This window comes from Egbenema bharatensis FJBBOT/2019 (assembly GCF_048077055.1).
Lineage (GTDB): Bacteria > Cyanobacteriota > Cyanobacteriia > Elainellales > Elainellaceae > Egbenema > Egbenema bharatensis.
On sequence record NZ_CP182236.1, the window covers coordinates 1,825,413 to 1,843,120 of the forward strand.

A 17,708-nucleotide genomic window follows, 5' to 3' on the forward strand; every position below is an offset into this window, starting at 1 on the left:
CATCAACTATGTCGAACACCTACACTGTCGAAATTCAGCACCAGGGTACAACCCACACCCTCACCGTTCCTGAAACCGAAACGATCCTATCGGCAGCCCTAGCGGCCGGACTGGACTTACCCTTCTCTTGCAGTGCTGGAGTTTGCACCACCTGTGCCGCTCAAATTCTGGAGGGTTCCGTCGATCAAACCGATGGGATGGGAGTTAGCCCGGAACTTCAGGCACAAGGATACGCCCTTCTCTGTGTTGCCTATCCACGATCGGATTTAAAAGTTGAAACTGAGAAGGAAGAAACGGTTTATCAGCTTCAATTTGGGCAATTTCAGGAGTCAAAGGGCAAGCGTCGGTGATGCACACCCACTTCATCACCCTGGAAGTTGAACTGCAAGACTCTCTGGCTCGCCTGCATCAAGGGATTTTGACCGAGCTACAGCGGCAAGGTGAACCGTTGCGGTGGGCAATCACTCATGTGAACCCAGAGCGGCGAATGGTTTCTGTAGAAGCAGTGATTACTACGCCAACCGAGTTTTTGCTTCCAGACAAAGCAGTCAAGCGAGTTTGAAGGTCATGCAGCAGGTTCAACGCCCCTACACCGTTATGCTGATCGTCCCGACGGGAATTGGGGCAGCGATCGGGGGGTATGCGGGAGATGCCCTGCCCGTGGCGCGCAGTCTGGCTCAGGTGGCCGATCGGTTAATTACCCATCCGAATGTGCTCAATGGGGCGCAGCTTTACTGGCCCTTACCCAACGCATTGTACGTGGAGGGATATGGGCTGGATCAGTTTGCGGCAGGAGAATGGGGGTTACGGTCAGTGCACCAGAATCGAGTGGGGCTGGTGTTTGATCAGGGAATTGAGCCTGACTTACGATTACGCCATCTCCAGGCAGCCGATGCGGCGCGGGCAACGCTAGGATTGAACTTAACGGACTATGTAGTGACAGATGCTCCTCTGGGGGTGGAATTAAGAACTGCTGCGTCTGGAGCGACCTGGGGCACAATTCAGCAGCCCGATAGTCTGCTCCGAGCGGTGGACAAGTTAATGACTCAGGCAAAGGCAGAAGCGATCGCCATTGTCGCCCGATTCTCCGACGATCTGGGCAGTGAAGCCCTCCAACTTTATCGCCAGGGACAGGGGGTCGATCCCCTGGCTGGAGCCGAAGCGGTCATCAGCCACCTCGTGGTTCGCACCTTCAAAATTCCCTGCGCCCATGCCCCCGCCTTGCTGCCCCTTCCCCTGGATTCCTCCCTCTCGCCGCGATCGGCTGCCGAAGAGATCGGCTACACGTTTTTACCCTGCGTTCTGGTGGGGTTGAGTCGTGCCCCTCAGTTTGTCGTAGCGAACCCGGCGCAACCATTTTCTGAAAAGGATCGCTCTGAAAAGGGTCAATCGAATTCAGATACCATCTGGGCCGATCAAGTCGATAGTCTGGTCATTCCAGCCACCGCCTGTGGAGGCAGTGCCGTTCTGAGCTTGAGTCAAACCTCGACCCAAATCATCGCCGTATCCGACAACAAAACTCGCCTGGATGTCACCGCCCATCACCTGGGACTCACCGTTACCCCTGCCCACTCCTACCTGGAAGCGATCGGACTGCTCGTCGCCCATAAAGCCGGCATTAGCCCCCACTCCCTCCACCCCAGCCTCACCCATCTTCAACCCCTGCCCAATTGAGAAGTCCAGATTCAAAAGACTATTTCTCCCCCACTCCCCACTCCCCATGTTCCAACTCTCCGATCGCCTCAATCCCCTCCGCTCCAACGTCTTTGCTGACATGGATCACGCCAAGGCTAAGGCAAAAGCCAGCGGTCAACCCCTGATTGATTTGTCCCTGGGCTCATCCGATCTGCCGACTCCTCCTCCTGTCCTGGAGACGATCGCCCAGTCCCTCTCAGACCCGAAAACGCATGGATATCTGCTATTTCACGGGACGCTTCCCTTTCGGCGGGCGGCTGCCCAGTGGTACACCCAAAAGTTTGGCGTTACCGTCGATCCAGAAACGGAAGTTTTACCTTTAATTGGTTCCCAGGAAGGAACGGCCCATTTACCTCTGGCGATTTTAAATCCAGGAGATTTTGCTTTACTTCAAGATCCGGGCTATCCCTCCCATGCTGGAGGGGTTTACCTGGCAAATGGTCAAATTTACACCATGCCGTTACTGGCAGAGAATCATTTTTTGCCCGTGCTGGAGGATATTCCCCTGCCGGTTCTGAACCAGTCCCGCATGATGGTCTTGAGCTATCCCCACAATCCCACCACTGCCGTTGCCTCGCTCTCCTTTTTTCGATCGGCCGTAGCCTTTTGCCAGCAGCACAATCTGGTTTTAGTCCATGACTTTCCCTATGGTGATTTATTTTTTGAGGGCGATCCGCCGCCTTCGGTGCTGCAAGCTGATCCAGACAAGAGCGTATCCATTGAGTTTTTCACGATGTCCAAGTCCTACAACATGGGGGGCTTTCGGATTGGCTATGCGATCGGCAACAGGGAACTCATTCGAGCTTTGCGTCAGGTGAAGGCAACGGTGGACTTTAACCAGTACCTGGGGATTCTAAATGGGGCAAGCACTGCCCTGACTGGATCTCAGGCTGTTGTCCAGCAGGTGATTGATACCTTTCGTCAGCGACGGGATGCCTTTGTTCAGGCAATGCATCAGATTGGCTGGCCCGTTCCAACCCCGACTGCCACAATGTACATCTGGGCCAGGCTCCCGGAACCCTGGACAACAAATTCCATTGGCTTCTGTACCCAATTAGTGCAGGCAACGGGGGTGGCTGTCGCTCCGGGGGCGGGCTTTGGTAAGTCTGGCGAGGGTTATGTCCGGTTCGCGCTGGTGCATGATCCCCAAGTTTTGCAGCAGGCAGTCGATCGCATTGCTCAGTTTCTCTCATCCTAAGATTCTCTTAATTGTGTTTTTCTGGAGCTACGGTATTCTGGTGACGGTCGTAGTTGTGATGGGAGGGCAGCCAGGAGTGGAGCAACGATCGCATCTGATGGGGTTGGCGGTATGGTTAGGCATTGTTGGCATACCCGTTGTTCCAACCATTGCCCAGGAAGCTGCCCCCCTGGAGAACTGGACAGAGATCCAGGCAGAGATCCAGGCAGAGATCCAGACAGAGATCCAGGCAGAGATCCGGCTAGAAGCTCAAACCCCACAAACTGCCCTTTGTCCAGCGGATTTAGAAGATGCGATCGAGGCTATTACTACCCGTGAGGAGTTCCGACGAGGGCACTGGGGAATTCTGGTACAAACTGAAGATCAGCAAACCCTGTATGCTCAGAACGCGGAACGGCTGTTTATTCCGGCTTCTAATGCTAAATTGCTGACCTCTGCCGCCATTTTAGAAACCCTGGGAGCAGACTTTCGGATTCGAACCTCCGTGTATCAGCTAGGCTCTCAATCTGGAGAAACGGTGTTACGAATTGCCGGACGAGGTGATCCCAGCCTGACGGATCAGGATTTGCGAGATCTGGCTCAACAGCTCCGCGATCGGGGGATTACCCGGATTGATTTATTAATGGGTGATGACTCCTACTTTCAGGGGGATGCTACGAATCCGACCTGGGAATGGGAAGATGTGCAGGCGGGTTACGGTACGCCCGTCAATAGCCTGATCCTGAACGAAAATGCGATCGGGTTAACCCTGACTCCTCAAGCGGTGGGACAACCCTTGCGGGTGGATTGGATGGATGCAGCAGAAACAGCGCAGTGGCAGGTCGTCAACCGTTCTGTTACCGTCGATCCGGAAGCTCCAGAGTTTGTTCGCGTTGGGCGCGATTTGAATCAAAACGTGCTGTATGTGGAGGGGCAACTGCGGGCAGGGGCGGAGCTGGAGCGGGCCTGGGTATCGGTTCCGCAACCCGCGCAACGGTTTATGCAGCGATTTGGAGAAATTTTGGCGATTCAGGGTATTCAAGTCCAGCAAAGCCTGATTACCAACAGCCCAGTGACTAACGGTGGAGCGGAAATTGCTGCCGTTGAATCTCCACCTCTGGCGGAATTGTTGATGGAGGCAAATCAAGAGAGCGTCAATCTTTACGCAGAGTCCCTATTGCGTATTCTCGGGGTACAGGCATCCGCCAGCGATCCAACCTGGGAGGATAAAACCGCATTAGCAGCAGGGATCGAGGCGGTAGAAACGGTTCTGACTCAGTTAGGGGTCAATTCAGAAGGCTACGCGCTGGCCGATGGTTCAGGGCTGTCTCGGCGAAATTTGATCAGTCCTGAGGCAACCGTACAAACCCTCCAGGCAATGATTCGCTCCGTCCATGCGCCCCTCTATCGCAGTTCCCTTCCGGTGGCTGGCGTAAGCGGTACACTGCAAAATCGATTTCAAAATACCCCCATTCAAGGCAGGCTTCAGGCGAAAACAGGGGCACTAACTAATGCGATCGCCCTATCAGGATACCTTGAGCCAATCAACTATCCAGCTTTGGTCTTCAGCATCACAGTGAATCAGTACAACCAACCCTTGGGCCGAGTCCAGCAGAGCATGGATGAAATCGTAGAAACCCTGGGTCAACTGACATCATGTGATTGACTGCAAGTGATTGACTGCAAGGATTGAACTGTAACAATCTCCACGAGTTGGGTACAGGCATTTGAGATTGCCAGAAGACAGAAACTGCCAGAGCAGAGGCAATGCATTGAGGAGGTGAATGAAGTGCGCCTATGAAGCGCGGGATGCAACCAGCCGAGATTCAGAAGGACGAATCTGATATTTGACTAGATTTGCCAATTCTTGAAGCTGGCTGATGGCTTCTGCCCCTTCCAATTTCATCAGTTCACGATCGTCACGCATCTCCGTCCAGGTGATGCCATAGTCAGACACCAGAAAACGAATCAGGTGATTTTCACCCAAACTGACCATAAATGAAGCACTACTCATCTGACCACCACAGGTGTAGCATGACGCTAGATATCCTCGCTGCTCTAAGACGGTCGCCAGAGCTTGAAGATTCATAACGAGATCATGTACAAATTGGCGGTGTTGTTCTGCAAGTCTAAGAAACATAACTTGACCTCCTGTCACCACACTTATCACACAATTCTAGATCTTTTTATAATCTCTTAAGCATTTAAAACCTAAACGTGCGATGCAGAGGATGATCCGGACAAATAATTAGGAACACGAAACCAAAGCAATCAACTGAGCTGGTCAGTAAACCAGGCAGTCGTATAAAAGCAATCGGAAAATAACCTGAAGTTAGTTGATTAAAACAATCGTTTCGCCTAGAGTAGCGAACTACTGGCAGCGATACGGTATCAACTACAACAGTCAAGCTTGCTAAACCTGGCTGAGTGACCTCAGCTTAATGAATGTATGCTTTCAGCGTAGCCTGTGCATCTACCAAGCCACCGAATTGTTAAGTATCTCAATTTCTCTCAGCATTCCGATAACTTTTTTTAAACTTTTTAGTCTGGCAAAAAAACACCCATCCGAGGAACGGACGTTCAGATAACATTCGAGAGGGCATTCAGAGGGCATTCAGAGGGCATTCAGAACCATTGGGGGAACGGTTGAGGCATTACAGGGGACTGCTATTTATGCCCAGCTTGATTGGCTTCCCCGAACCTTGCGGTCAGCCCAGGGCTACAAGGACGGGGAATCGAACTCGATCGCACGCAGCTCAAATTAATTGACTTGCCACCAGCCCAGTCCTGGCCCGATGAAGCGTACAATGACCCAGTATGCGACCAGGGCACCAATTCCAATCCAGGCACCGCGGGTACTCCACTCGACAAACTGCTGGGCCTGACTCTTTTTGATTGGCAACCAGGGAAAGATATTTGCTTCTTGCCCGTACTGATCCCCTAAGGTTTCTTTGCGTCGTTTTGAATCACCCATAACTCAAGTCCGCATGTTAATTAAACATTGAATGCTATAGCGTTTCGATCATACCCCGCGCCGAGACGAGATTGCCGCCATTCCAGTGATCTCCGCTCGTGATCCCCGCCCGTGATCCCCGCCCGTGATCCCTGCCCGTGATCCCCACTCGATCGCCTTTCGAGAATCTATTCCCCGATTCCCAACTCCTCCAGAGAGGTAAATAAACAGGCATCCACATAGTTAATTCGGGCAAAGGGACTGAGGGCTGCAAGAACCTGTTTGCCATAGCTGCGGTGATTGACTCGATTATCCAGCAACGCTACCACGCCCTGGGATTCCCGAACTGGAGCGATCGCCCGCTGTAACTCGCTTAAGGCTTCTGGCAGTAAATAGAGCCGGAACCAGTCCTGACGATTGCGCTTGTAATGGGCGACCCGGCCAGCCACCAAAGGTTCTTCCAGGGAAGGCAGCGGTAAGGTTGCAACCACCAGCAAGAATGGGGCGGGCAACACGGCCTGATGCTGTCGCCAGAATTCCCAGCCGGTCACCAGAATGCCATGATCATCCAGACAGGTTTTTTCCACCTGCACCCGCGAACCAAATTCTGCGGCTAAGACTGAGCCAATCTGGGCTTTCAGGGGCACATCTCCCACCAGGATTACCGTTAACCCTTGATTGGCTGTGTTGGTGGCCGATAGAAGAGAGCGGAGTTCCTGCATCAGGACGGGCTGAAACTGAGGGGTATTGGGCATGGGTAGCCCATCAGGCAGGTAAAGTTGAACCAATTCTTGCTGGCGATCAAGGGAAAATTTCAGGCTGGTTAAGTCTTCCAACAGTCCAAGGCGTTGGCGATAGATTTTAGCTTCTGGATCCAGATCTAACGCACCACCAATCAGGACGACAGGCTGCTGGGGCCAAACCGGGGTCAACGGTTTAGACACATCTGCCGGACAGCAAGATAGGGAAAATTGCCCCTGGGATCGGTTCACCTCTGCCCACAGTAATTGACCAGCTTGTTGAAATACCTGGTTGAACTGCTGCCAGGAGTCCGATAGGGGACAGGCGATTTCTGCTCTACCTGATTCCCCTGATTCCCCTGATTCCCCTGATTCTCCTGGCTCCCTTCCCTCCCCTAATTCCACCAACTCTGGCTGCGGACGGGAGGTGGGCAGAATATCAAACAAATGCTCTAAAATTTCTCGTTCCTGTGGCTCCACCAAATAGCAATCGTAGGGATTAGCAGGATGTTGAAACAGCGATCGGGTAAGTTGAACCCGCACATCTCGAATAGTGTTGGCGTGGGCTGGGCAGGCTGCCATCAATTCATCCCAATCCTGGGGGCGAATCGAGTAAGTTAATACGTCACGAGTCCAGGATTCCAGATCATCCACTCCGTCAATCACCGTGGGAATATGGGCGGGAAATCGACCTTCTCCCTTAAGGCGATCGGACAACCAGGATTCAGGAGTGGTGAGCAAAAGTCCCTCAAAATCTTTTAACCAGCGATCGCCTGTACGGATGGCCCGCCATTAGGAATCCACTGACGCAGCCGCGGAATTTCGACCATCAGCAACCGCTGCTGCACCGCCTCCGTTGTCACTAGAATGGCTGACCCTTCCCAAATTAGCAACGGCATCAGATAGCTTAAGCGATACCGCCCGTGATACCCAGAGGGGGATCCGGCTTGGAGTAAGGCACTCCGCCCCAAGCGCAGAGCGCGGGCAACCAGGCGGGCCATCGTCAGATGATGATGCCAGTAGGGTTCCCCTTGCTCCCGCAGGAAGGCTCGGAGTTGTTGATGGACTTCTACCTCAATCACGAGCGTTATCTCTCGATCACTAGATGAACTTCATTGTGACACAAACATCAGAGGGGGTCAGGGATCATCAAGGATCTAGTAAAAGATCTAGAAATCAAGATGGGATTGGCTCCAAAAGCCCCCCGTTCAATGGTTAGATTTAAAGTCTAAAATCCAACATCTGAAATGCAAAATCAATGAATATTGGCATTGTGGGCTTGGGGCTGATTGGCGGCTCATTGGCGATCGACTTACGAGCTAGCGGTCATACGATTCTGGGAGTCAGTCGGCGGCAGGAAACCTGTCAACAGGCAGTCGCACGGGGCATTGTGGATGCAGCCAGCATTGATTTAGCCACGATGGCAGCGGCAGATGTGGTATTTCTCTGTACCCCCCTAGGGGCGATCCATGCCACCGTCCAGCAACTGCTTCCCCTGCTCCCCTCTACAACGGTCGTCACCGATGTGGGTTCAGCAAAAACAGAAATTGTTCGATCGATCGCACCACAATGGCCTAACTTTGTTGGCGGGCATCCTATGGCTGGAACGGCAGAAAGTGGCTTAGATGCAGCTTTATCAGGCTTATTTATCGATCGCCCCTATGTCCTGACTCCTATTGACTCTACCCCAGAGGCAGCCGTCAAGCTTGTGACGGATATCGTTGCGCAATTGAGATGCCGGATCTATCGCTGTACACCGGAAGATCATGATCGAGCCGTTGCCTGGATTTCCCATTTGCCTGTGATGGTGAGTGCGGGGTTGATTGCTGCCTGCATGGAAGAACCCAATCCAGTGGTACTGGAATTAGCTCAAAGGCTTGCCAGCTCTGGTTTTCGAGATACAAGCCGTGTGGGGGGTGGCAATCCAGAATTGGGGGTGATGATGGCAACCTATAACCAGCAAGCGTTAGTCCAGTCCCTCTACGCTTACCGGGATCAAGTTGATCGATTGATTTTGCAGATCGAGCAAGGAGAATGGGAAGCTTTGGCCCAGTACCTCGATCGTACCCAGCAGTCCCGGACTCAATATCTTTAGAGCCTGGTTTGTTGATACAGTCCTTTAGAACTGGCTCTGGTCAAACTGGTGCTGGTAATTGCGATCGAATAGATGGTTAATTGGCAGGCAAGAGGCCTGCGCTACGGATTTCTTTACTACAATACCTGGTCTTCACTCAATCGCACCTTCTCTACCCAAAGATAGAGTTTTTGAGAAATCTTTGGCAGATGTCTAATAATCACATTAAGTTATTCCACGATCGCCCAATTCATCGATTAGGGTGGTAAAGATGACTGGACTCATGGATCGCAGCATGAGTCCTCAGTAAACCCAAATACAGGGGGAAATGTTATGACAACACAGGCAAAGCAAGGTGACACCGTTGCAGTGCATTACACTGGCAAATTGGACGATGGCACTGTGTTTGACTCGTCTGAAGGACGGGAACCATTGCAGTTTTCCATTGGCGGTGGCAATTTGATTCCTGGATTTGAGCAAGCGGTAGTCGGAATGGCTCCTGGAGAATCCAAAACAGCCACGATTAACGCTGATGAAGCCTATGGGCCATACTATGAAGAGAAAGTGTTGGTCGTCGATCGCCAGCAAATGCCAGATAACATTCCAATGAATGTTGGGCTAAGACTTCAGATTCAGCAGCCTTCTGGGCCAGCGATTCCGGTTGTGGTAACGGATGTCAACGATGCGCAGGTGACGTTAGATGCGAATCACCCGTTGGCTGGTGAGGATCTCGTGTTTGAGATCCAGCTTGTTTCGATTACTTAAAGTTATCAAACTATCCTTAAATAGCGAAGTGTAGAGAGGGCGAGAGGTTGAGAAGTGGAGAAGTTGCTCCAGATTCTCATCTCCCCCTCTTTTTGAGTACTGTTCTTTTTGAGTACTGTAGAGGTATTCCGAAAAGGGCATAGTTGACATGAGCGATGATCAATAATCCCAGTCAATCAACCATTCACACTGATCTAGTTCTCATTGGTGGCGGCCATAGCCATGCGATCGTCCTCAAGCAATTTGGCATGAATCCGATTCCCGGTGTGCGAATCACCCTGGTAACAGACGTGGCCCATACGCCCTATTCAGGAATGCTGCCAGGGTATGTAGCAGGACTATACAGCTTTGACGAGTGCCATATTGATCTACGTCCCCTCTGCCAGTTTACCCAGGCGCAGATGGTTCAAAGCCGCGCCGTTGGGTTAGATCTGGAAAAAAAACAGGTTCTGTTCGCCGATCGCCCACCCCTGGGATTTGACTGGTTGTCAATCGACATTGGCAGTACACCCGCCGCAACAACGATTCCTGGAGCTGCCGAATATACCATTCCCGTTAAGCCCATCTCCAAATTTCTCACCACCTGGGATCGGTTGGCTCAAACCGTAACAGACAACCCCACCCATCCCCTTAAGCTGGCGATCGTCGGTGGTGGAGCCGGAGGTGTAGAACTCACCCTTGCGATTCAGTCCCATCTCCAGCGGATTTATCAACAGGCCAACCAACCCGCATCCAATCTAGAACTCCACCTATTTCAACGTAGCGATCGACTGATCCCAGAACGCAGCCATTGGGTGGGCGATCGACTGTTGCGAATTTTGCAAAAGCGGGGCGTGCAGGTACATTTGGAAGAAACAGTGCGGACGGTAGAGAGTAAAAATCAAAAATCGGGCAGCCAAACCCACGATCGACAATCTCCCCGCTCCCCCCTCCCCACTCCTTGTAGGGGCGAATTGCAATTCGCCCCTACCCGACCTCCCGACTCCCGACTCCCGACTCCCCCCTCCTCCCCCCTCACCCTCCACTGCGAATCCAACTTCAGCACCACTTTTGACCACATCTTTTGGGTGACTCAAGCATCGGCAGCTTCCTGGCTGAAGGAATCCGGTTTAGCCACAGACGATCGCGGCTTTATTCAAATTACCGACACGCTCCAGTCGGTATCCCACCCTCAAGTCTTTGCCGCTGGCGATGTAGCCACAATGGTGAATCATCCCCGTCCCAAGGCTGGAGTGTTTGCCGTCCGTCAAGGAAAACCGCTGTACCAAAACCTGCGTCGGGCCCTGCTCTCCCAACCGCTGCAACCCTTTTCACCCCAAAAGCAATTTTTGATCCTGATTGGCACCGGCGATCGATCGGCCTGGCCTCTCGCGGCTGGTTAGGCTTGGGGCCGTACTCCTGGATCTGGATCTGGAAAGACCGCATCGATCGCGCCTTCATGGAAAAATTCAGCGATCTCCAACCAATGGGAACCCCACCCCCCTCAAAAACCCCTCACTCCTCACTCCTTGGAAGGGCGAATCGCATTCGCGCAGCGACTCCGAAGGAGTTATCGCCCCTACCCGACTTCCCCACTCCCCACTCCCCACTCCCCACTCCCCACCCCATGCCCTGCGCTGGCTGCGGCTCCAAGATTGGCAGTTCGGTTCTGGAACAAGTGCTGGAGCGAATTCGGCAGGAACAACCCAGTCGATCGCCCCGTTCCGATATTCTGGTGGGCTTAGATTCAGCCGATGATGCGGCGGTGGTCACAGTTCCGGCGGGACGGGTGATGGTGCAGACGATCGATCAGTTTCGATCGTTAATCAATGATCCCTATGGGTTTGGGCAAATCTGCGCCAATCATTGCCTGAGTGATATTTATGCAATGGGAGCCATTCCCCACAGTGCCCTGGCGCTGGCCACCATTCCCTACAGCACGGAGTCCAGGCAGGCAGAAACCCTGTATCAACTGATGTCTGGAGCCATGTCGGTACTGGCTCAGGCGGGGGCTGAACTAATTGGCGGGCATACGACGGCAGGAGCTGAACTCGCCTTTGGGTTGTCCTGTAACGGACTGGCGGAACCCGATCGACTGTGGCGGAAAGGGGGAATGCAGGCAGGACAGGTGTTGATTCTGACGAAACCCCTGGGGACGGGAACCCTGTTTGCAGCGAATATGCAACTGCGGGCCAAGGGTCGCTGGATTGAGGCAGCCGTGCGATCGATGGTGCAGTCCAATCAAGCTGCTGCTTTTTGCTTAAAAGAGTACGGCACAACGGCTTGTACCGACATCACTGGGTTTGGCTTGTTGGGACATCTGCTGGAAATGGTGCGGGCGGATGGGGCGGCGATCGAACTGGATTTGAATCAATTACCCATCCTCGAAGGCGCGAAGGAAACCACCCAGCAAGGGATTTACAGCTCTCTCTATCCCCAAAACCTCAAGGCTGCTCGCTTGATTACCAATGTCCACGAAGTACAGCATCATCCGTTGTACCCTCTCCTGTTTGACCCCCAAACCTCCGGTGGTTTGCTGGCTGCGGTTCCAGGCGATCGAGCTTCAGACTGTCTCACGGCGTTGCAAGCCGCAGGCTATCCCTACAGCAGAATCATCGGCACAGTTCGCCAGGTCAATACAGAGCCAACGGTTCGGCTCAAAGCCTAGTCACCAAACCCTCCTGCCCCTGGAGCTACCCTATAATTAGGACACAATGAGAAGCACCCGCCCCAGGAAAATTGCCTGTGGGTGAAGGGGGACGTTCAATCCAATTGGCGTTTGAAAGGCAGATTGCGATGGTTCTCTCGACGACTCAAATTCAGACTGATACCTGGGTCAAGTCCACCTGGGAAGCCTTTGCCGCAGCGATGGCAGACCCTCAGTATGAGGAAGGCAGCGGCTACTTCGATCAAGACCACATGAGGATTGAGATGGCTCCCTTAGGTGCAGGGCATGGGCGACAAAATTCTGTGATTTCCAAGGCGGTTAGCCTGTTTGCGATGGTGAACGGACTCCGCATTGCCGAGTTCATTAATTGCAGCTTTCACAAAACGGGAGAGCGCGGTTGTCAACCCGATCTGGCTTTTTACATCGGCGCAGACTTTCAACTCCCACCCCAGGATAATTCCCCGATTGATGTGAATCGGTTTGGGCCACCTACCCTGGCGATCGAAGTTGGAGCCAGTTCCTTTAAGGATGACCTAGGGGCAAAGCGACTACTCTATGAGCGGTTGGGGGTGGCGGAATATTGGGTGGTGAATGTAGCGGAACAGGATGTAATTGCTTTTGCGGTGGCGGATCAGCGCAGTGGCGAAGTCCAGTCTTCCGGGGTATTGCCGGGGCTGGATATCACTCTGGTGGAGGAGGCACTGATCCGATCGCAGCAGGAGGATGATAGCGTTTTGATGCGGTGGCTGATGGAAAGGCTGAATATCAACTAAATCAACTCAACTAAATCAACTAATCCGTCTGGACTTGATCAACCATTCCGTACCCTGATCAACTTCATCTTTGGGTTTCATGCGTTCTCTCAGTTTCAAATGGTTCCGCCACCTGCGAATTGCAATCGCAGTCCGGACGATCGGCGAGAGATAACCACTGGGCATTTCTTCCTCCGCCGATAGGGGACGCGGTTGGGACACCAGACAGTCAGCCAGATTATCTAGATAAGGTTCTAGCTCCAGAACCCGCAGCACTTCTCCCGCCGATTGATACCGATCCCTGGGGGAGATTCGCAGCATCTTTTCCAGAATTTTGCTGAAATACTCGCTAATGTCCACGTATTCCTGCCAGCGCACCTCGCCCGTCGTCACGTCGTAGTCAAACTCCATCGGCGGTTTGCCCGTCAGCAGGTAAAGACAGGTGACTCCTAGGGCAAAAATATCGCTGGCGTAGGACGGTCGCAGGGCCAGTTGCTCAGGGGGGGCAAAGCCAAGGGTGCCAACAAAGTGAGTGGTTGCACCGCGCTGGGTATTGGTGGTTTCTCGAATAAATTGTTCCTTAACCGCGCCAAAGTCAATCAACACCAACCGGCCATCGTCCTGGCAGCGAATAATATTGGGCGGCTTGATATCTCGATGGATCACCTGATTTTGGTGGATGTATTCTAAAACGGGCAAAATTTCCAGCAAAAACCGTTTAACCTGCCCCTCACTCATCACACCATGTCGCTTAATTTCACGGGCCAACGTTCCGCCCCGAACGTATTCCTGTACCAGATAGAACTCATCTTCTACCTGAAAGTAGTCCAGCAGGCGAGGAATCTGGGCATGGCTCCCTAACTGGCTTAAAATTTTGGCCTCTCGCTCGAACCGCTGGCAGGCGCGCTTCAGCACCACAGGGTTGTTCACCTTGGGACAGAGTTGCTTGATGACGCAGAGGGGATGACTGGGTAAAGCCATATCCTCAGCCAGGAAGGTCACGCCGAATCCGCCGCGTCCCAGGGTGCGCATAATTTTGTATCGATCGCGGAATAGAACCTCAGAGCCACACATTTGGGTCAGGTGCGGCTGGCGTTGAGGCTCAAGGCGCGGGGTATCTGCTTTGTCAACCGATAAATCCATTGGTGATTAAAGGAGTTGGACAAGGAACGTCAGGGAATGAGTGACGGATGAGAGCAGGAACGGGTAGAATGCGCGGCCTCAGGGCAAGAGATAGGGAGGCAAATGTGAAGATTGATAAAAACAGAGTATTAAGCCTAAGTTGTTGCGTTCCCTCTGATGCAATTCTGCGGTCTTGACAGGCAATATAGCATCCGTAATTACTTTGACTCTGTAAAGACAGGATAAAGAGTTTGTGTAAATAATCCTGTAGCCCTTGCCACGCTTGATGCTGGATGTCTCAGTAAATCTACATGGAACGGATACCGCATCCGGATACTTTAGGATGATGGATTCAATAACTTGTAGAGTACAGTGTTCTACCTTCCTAACTGGGCGGGCAAGATGCCCACCCCACAAGAATTTTAGATTATTCAATTTGCATTCCTTATTGCCAGAATGCAGTGGCATCGTAACCTAAATCAGACAACATCTGACGGAGCAGGGGCAAACTCAGCCCGATCACATTACTGTGACATCCTTCAATTTTTTCAACAAATAATCCGCCCCGTCCCTCCAGGGCAAAGCTTCCGGCACAGTTCAGGGGTTCTCCGGTTTTGGCGTAGGCGGTAATTTGTTGGTCGCTAATCCAGGCGAAATAAACGCGCGTGATCTGATTGCGCACCAGGGTCAAGTTCTGCACCTGATCGATCAGAACGTGCCCGGTATATAGCTCGCCGACCTTCCCCCGCATTTGCTGCCACCGCTCGATCGCCTCTGCTTCATGATCGGGTTTGCCGTAAATCTGTCCCTCCAGAGCCAGAACTGAATCACAGCCCAAGATCAGGGAGTTGTCGAACTGAGGGGCGATCGTTTCTGCCTTGCCCTGGGCCAGGGTTTCCACAAGCAGTTTGGGGTCAGTCAGCTGGATCTGATCCTCATCAAAGCGGCTGGGACAAACGATCGGTTCAATCCCCACCATCTGAAGCAAACGCCGACGGGCTGGAGAGGCAGAAGCCAGAACAAAAGGCGGTAAACCCATAACAAAATCAGGTTGGTGACTCCAAGTTTGTTATATCACTTGAGGGAGTGGGGAGTGGGGAGTAAGGAGTGGGGAGTGGGGAGTGGTAGGGGCGAATCGCGATTCGCCCTTACAAGGAGAAAGGTAGGGGCGCACAGCCGTGCGCCCTCATGAGTGAGGAGTCGGGAGTGAGTCAGCACCAGAGCCAGTCCAGGTTGAGGGTGAATTCGGGGAGGATGGTTTCTCCAGAGAGGGTTCCGGGGGATTGCAGTACTTCGATCGCTTGTCCGGGTCGATAGATTTCTGCTTGATTGTCTTCAGGGTTAAGTAGCCAGCCCAGTTTTGCACCACTGCGGAGGTATTCCTGCATCTTTGCCTGAAGCAAAATCAGGTTATCACTGGGCGATCGCAGTTCCAGCACAAAGTCAGGGCAGATGGGGGGAAACTTGCGCTGTTGTTCTGGGGTAAGGGCTTCCCAGCGAGACTTTTCTACCCAGGCCACATCTGGCGATCGTTCTCCTCCGTTCGGCAGCCTAAAACAGGTGGAGGAATCAAAAACAACTCCCAATTTGCTGCGTCGATTCCAAATCACAAAGTCAGCGGCGATTTCAACGTTATTCTTTCCAGTTTCTCCGCCTGGGGGCGACATGACCACCAGTTCTCCGGTAGAGGTACGTTCAAATTTGATGTCCGGGTTGGCCGCACAAAGTTGCTCAAACTGATCGGTGGAGATACTGGTAATGGGGCTGAAGTTGATGGTGAAGGCTGTCAATGAGCTTACCTCCTAGGCGACTAGATTTGGCTTGAGGTTAGATCGTGATGAGTGTCAAGCTTGTATGTCTAAACCACCGCAGTTTTTTAGGAGCTGATAAAAAGTGATGAACTGGGCAGGCAAGATGCCCACCCCACAAGACAAGCCCACAAAAAGTAATTGAATACGCTTGATCTTTCCCAGGCGTATCCTTTATGCTGTTGCGATGCTGGTTTTTTCTCCCAGAACGAGCCAGTTTGCTAAACCGCGCTTAAGGTGAGGTGTGACGCTGATTAGGGAAGCCGAAATCAACCCTAACCAGCTAACCTAGCTCTCTGACAGTACCAGAGTGCAAGGCTGTTTGATTGTAGATCATTCCTGTTTGTGATGGGTCTGCGATCGGCAGTCTCGCTGATGCATGACGGAGCTTGGGGGCTGTTCTTGGACAACTCTTCACGCCTTAAGCCTTTCTTCCTACATTTATCAGCGAGGAATAGAATATGTCTTCAGAGTTCAATGAACTGCTGCCCGTGGCGCAAGATGAGCGGGTACAAGTTTGGATTGTCGGTACGCGGGATCAGGTGATTTTCACCATGAATGAATTCTACGTCCGGCGGATCGCAACCGATCGAGTCCAATTCACCCCGATCATTCCCGCTCCCTTTGCCACCGGAAAATACATGACGGTTTTGGTGAGGTAGAAGGCAAGAGGAAGGCAGAATCCTGGATTGCGCTCCTAAGGAATGCAAATTTAATAATCTGAAATTCTTGTGGGGTGGGCATCTTGCCCGCCCAGTCAACAAAGAAAACCGTTGCAGGTTATTTAACCCATGATCCTAAGAAGGGAACCCACCCCTAAGTCCTCCCAAGAACCCACCCCTAACCCCTCCCAGGAGGGGAAACTCCGGAGAACCTTTGCTCAAAAAGGAGATACTCCCACAAATCCCCTCTTGGGAGGGACAGGAGTGGGTTGGCTGCACGATGCGACAACAGTGGGATGCGATCGAGGCGGTTGACTAAACCAATCCCCTGGATAAAAAAGGGTTCTACTGGAAAAGGGTCATGGTTTCTTGCTCCTTTTCCTGACCCTTTCCCTTCTTTCTGCTTTCGCGTTCCCTTGCTTTTTTCCCTCTTCCTTCTTCCCTATTTCCTAAACAGGTTCTCTCACTCGCTCACCGGTTGTGGTGACAGGAGGAACAGCGAATACCGAACTATACACCCAGCCCGCCAGAATTGCCCCGACGATCGGAGCTAACCAGAATAACCAGAGTTGACCAAAAAGGGCCAGGTTATTGCCAAAAATACCCACGATTAGGGCAGGGCCAGTACTCCGAGCCGGATTAACAGAAGTGTTTGTGACTGGAATACTAATCAGGTGAATCAGAGTCAGGCACATCCCAATTGCCGCTGGAGCAAAACCCACCGGAGCACGACCGTCTGTGGCTCCCAAAATCACAAACAGGAAGATAAAGGTGAGCAATATTTCAATCAAAAAGGCAGAGAACACTCCGTAGCCGCCGGGTGAATGGTCGCCAAAGCCATTAGTCGCCAGAGGATTGGAGCCAGAAAAGTCTACCGGGCCGTTACCGCTGGCAATAATATAGATGACTAAAGCCGCGACGATCGCCCCAATTACCTGTGCCAAAATGTAGGGCAGCAATTCAGAGCCAGGAAATTTCTTGCCCGCCCATAACCCAAAGGAAACAGCTGGATTCAGGTGACAGCCCGAAATATGGCCGATCGCGTAGGCCATGGTCATCACCGTCAAACCGAAGGCCAGGGATACGCCCAAAAAGCCTAAACCAAAAATGTTGGATGTATCGGGAAATTCTCCGCCGTAGGGGAATTGGGCAGCCAGAACCGCACTGCCGCAGCCGCCAAATACTAACCAGAATGTACCGATAAATTCGGCAATACAACGTTTTCCAAGTGGCATATTACTAAAACTCCTTGCAAGTTTTGAGATGAAATCAACAAGCTCAAACCAAAACACCCTGTCGAGCCATTGGTTTCA

General features: G+C 52.4%; 17 protein-coding genes and 1 pseudogene. 11 read left to right on the plus strand and 7 right to left on the minus strand.

The features are described from left to right. Positions 1-8 precede the first annotated feature (8 nt). From ACM1PF_RS08535 to dacB, 5 genes are read left to right on the plus strand one after another with little or no spacing between them, the layout of a single operon-like run. Positions 9-350: a 2Fe-2S iron-sulfur cluster-binding protein gene (locus ACM1PF_RS08535; protein WP_416674001.1), complete on the plus strand. Its 342-nt coding sequence runs from the start codon at positions 9-11 to the stop codon at positions 348-350. Next, positions 350-562, plus strand: coding sequence for a hypothetical protein (locus ACM1PF_RS08540; RefSeq protein WP_416674003.1), 213 nt, complete (start codon positions 350-352; stop codon positions 560-562). Before ACM1PF_RS08535 ends, ACM1PF_RS08540 begins: the two co-directional genes overlap by 1 nt. 5 nt (positions 563-567) lie before the next feature. Next, positions 568-1,674, plus strand: a complete 1,107-nt coding sequence (locus ACM1PF_RS08545) for a DUF3326 domain-containing protein (protein ID WP_416674005.1) — start codon at positions 568-570, stop codon at positions 1,672-1,674. 46 nt (positions 1,675-1,720) lie between these two features. Next, complete coding sequence (locus ACM1PF_RS08550; RefSeq protein WP_416674006.1) at positions 1,721-2,893, plus strand: LL-diaminopimelate aminotransferase; 1,173 nt, start codon at positions 1,721-1,723, stop codon at positions 2,891-2,893. After that, positions 2,871-4,538 (plus strand): D-alanyl-D-alanine carboxypeptidase/D-alanyl-D-alanine endopeptidase, encoded by a 1,668-nt coding sequence (gene dacB, locus ACM1PF_RS08555; protein ID WP_416674008.1) that lies wholly within the window; start codon positions 2,871-2,873, stop codon positions 4,536-4,538. The genes ACM1PF_RS08550 and dacB overlap by 23 nt, the downstream gene beginning before the upstream one ends. A gap of 129 nt (positions 4,539-4,667) precedes the next feature. Here the strand turns inward: dacB and ACM1PF_RS08560 are convergent, their stop codons facing one another. From ACM1PF_RS08560 to ACM1PF_RS08570, 3 genes and pseudogenes are all read right to left on the minus strand, one after another. Then, entirely contained in the window at positions 4,668-5,012 is a 345-nt protein-coding gene (locus ACM1PF_RS08560) for a DUF1815 family protein (RefSeq protein ID WP_416674009.1), read from the minus strand. 621 nt (positions 5,013-5,633) lie between these two features. Then, a complete protein-coding gene (locus ACM1PF_RS08565) occupies positions 5,634-5,846 on the minus strand; it encodes a DUF2839 domain-containing protein (protein ID WP_416674011.1) in 213 nt (70 codons plus the stop codon). Between the two features lie 167 nt (positions 5,847-6,013). Beyond that, positions 6,014-7,647 (minus strand): annotated as a pseudogene (locus ACM1PF_RS08570) (helicase C-terminal domain-containing protein). A 176-nt stretch (positions 7,648-7,823) separates the two neighbouring features. On the opposite strand from ACM1PF_RS08570, the gene ACM1PF_RS08575 reads away from it, so the two are divergent. The 5 genes from ACM1PF_RS08575 (at position 7,824) to ACM1PF_RS08595 (ending at position 12,824) form a co-directional block, all read left to right on the plus strand. Then, on the plus strand, positions 7,824-8,660 hold the full coding sequence (locus tag ACM1PF_RS08575) for a prephenate/arogenate dehydrogenase (RefSeq protein WP_416674012.1): 837 nt from the start codon (positions 7,824-7,826) through the stop codon (positions 8,658-8,660). A gap of 312 nt (positions 8,661-8,972) precedes the next feature. Then, on the plus strand, positions 8,973-9,404 hold the full coding sequence (locus ACM1PF_RS08580; RefSeq protein ID WP_416674014.1) for an FKBP-type peptidyl-prolyl cis-trans isomerase: 432 nt from the start codon (positions 8,973-8,975) through the stop codon (positions 9,402-9,404). Positions 9,405-9,559: 155 nt separating this feature from the next. Further along, positions 9,560-10,786, plus strand: coding sequence for an FAD-dependent oxidoreductase (locus tag ACM1PF_RS08585; protein ID WP_416674015.1), 1,227 nt, complete (start codon positions 9,560-9,562; stop codon positions 10,784-10,786). A gap of 2 nt (positions 10,787-10,788) precedes the next feature. Further along, a complete protein-coding gene (selD, locus tag ACM1PF_RS08590; RefSeq protein WP_416674017.1) occupies positions 10,789-12,051 on the plus strand; it encodes a selenide, water dikinase SelD in 1,263 nt (420 codons plus the stop codon). Positions 12,052-12,179: 128 nt separating this feature from the next. Further along, complete coding sequence (locus tag ACM1PF_RS08595; RefSeq protein ID WP_416674018.1) at positions 12,180-12,824, plus strand: Uma2 family endonuclease; 645 nt, start codon at positions 12,180-12,182, stop codon at positions 12,822-12,824. 15 nt (positions 12,825-12,839) lie between these two features. Here ACM1PF_RS08595 and ACM1PF_RS08600 read toward each other — a convergent pair whose 3' ends face one another. From ACM1PF_RS08600 to ACM1PF_RS08610, 3 genes are all read right to left on the minus strand, one after another. Then, positions 12,840-13,946 carry a protein kinase domain-containing protein gene (locus ACM1PF_RS08600; RefSeq protein ID WP_416674020.1) on the minus strand — a complete coding sequence of 369 codons (1,107 nt, stop codon included), beginning with the start codon at positions 13,944-13,946 and terminating at the stop codon, positions 12,840-12,842. Positions 13,947-14,370: 424 nt separating this feature from the next. Continuing rightward, complete coding sequence (locus ACM1PF_RS08605; RefSeq protein ID WP_416674021.1) at positions 14,371-14,964, minus strand: Maf family protein; 594 nt, start codon at positions 14,962-14,964, stop codon at positions 14,371-14,373. 172 nt (positions 14,965-15,136) lie between these two features. After that, on the minus strand, positions 15,137-15,715 hold the full coding sequence (locus tag ACM1PF_RS08610) for a Uma2 family endonuclease (RefSeq protein ID WP_416674023.1): 579 nt from the start codon (positions 15,713-15,715) through the stop codon (positions 15,137-15,139). A gap of 479 nt (positions 15,716-16,194) precedes the next feature. On the opposite strand from ACM1PF_RS08610, the gene ACM1PF_RS08615 reads away from it, so the two are divergent. Beyond that, complete coding sequence (locus ACM1PF_RS08615; RefSeq protein ID WP_416674025.1) at positions 16,195-16,395, plus strand: hypothetical protein; 201 nt, start codon at positions 16,195-16,197, stop codon at positions 16,393-16,395. 449 nt (positions 16,396-16,844) lie between these two features. On the opposite strand, the gene aqpZ is transcribed toward ACM1PF_RS08615, so the two are convergent. Further along, positions 16,845-17,630: an aquaporin Z gene (gene aqpZ / locus ACM1PF_RS08620; RefSeq protein WP_416674026.1), complete on the minus strand. Its 786-nt coding sequence runs from the start codon at positions 17,628-17,630 to the stop codon at positions 16,845-16,847. Positions 17,631-17,708 lie beyond the last annotated feature (78 nt).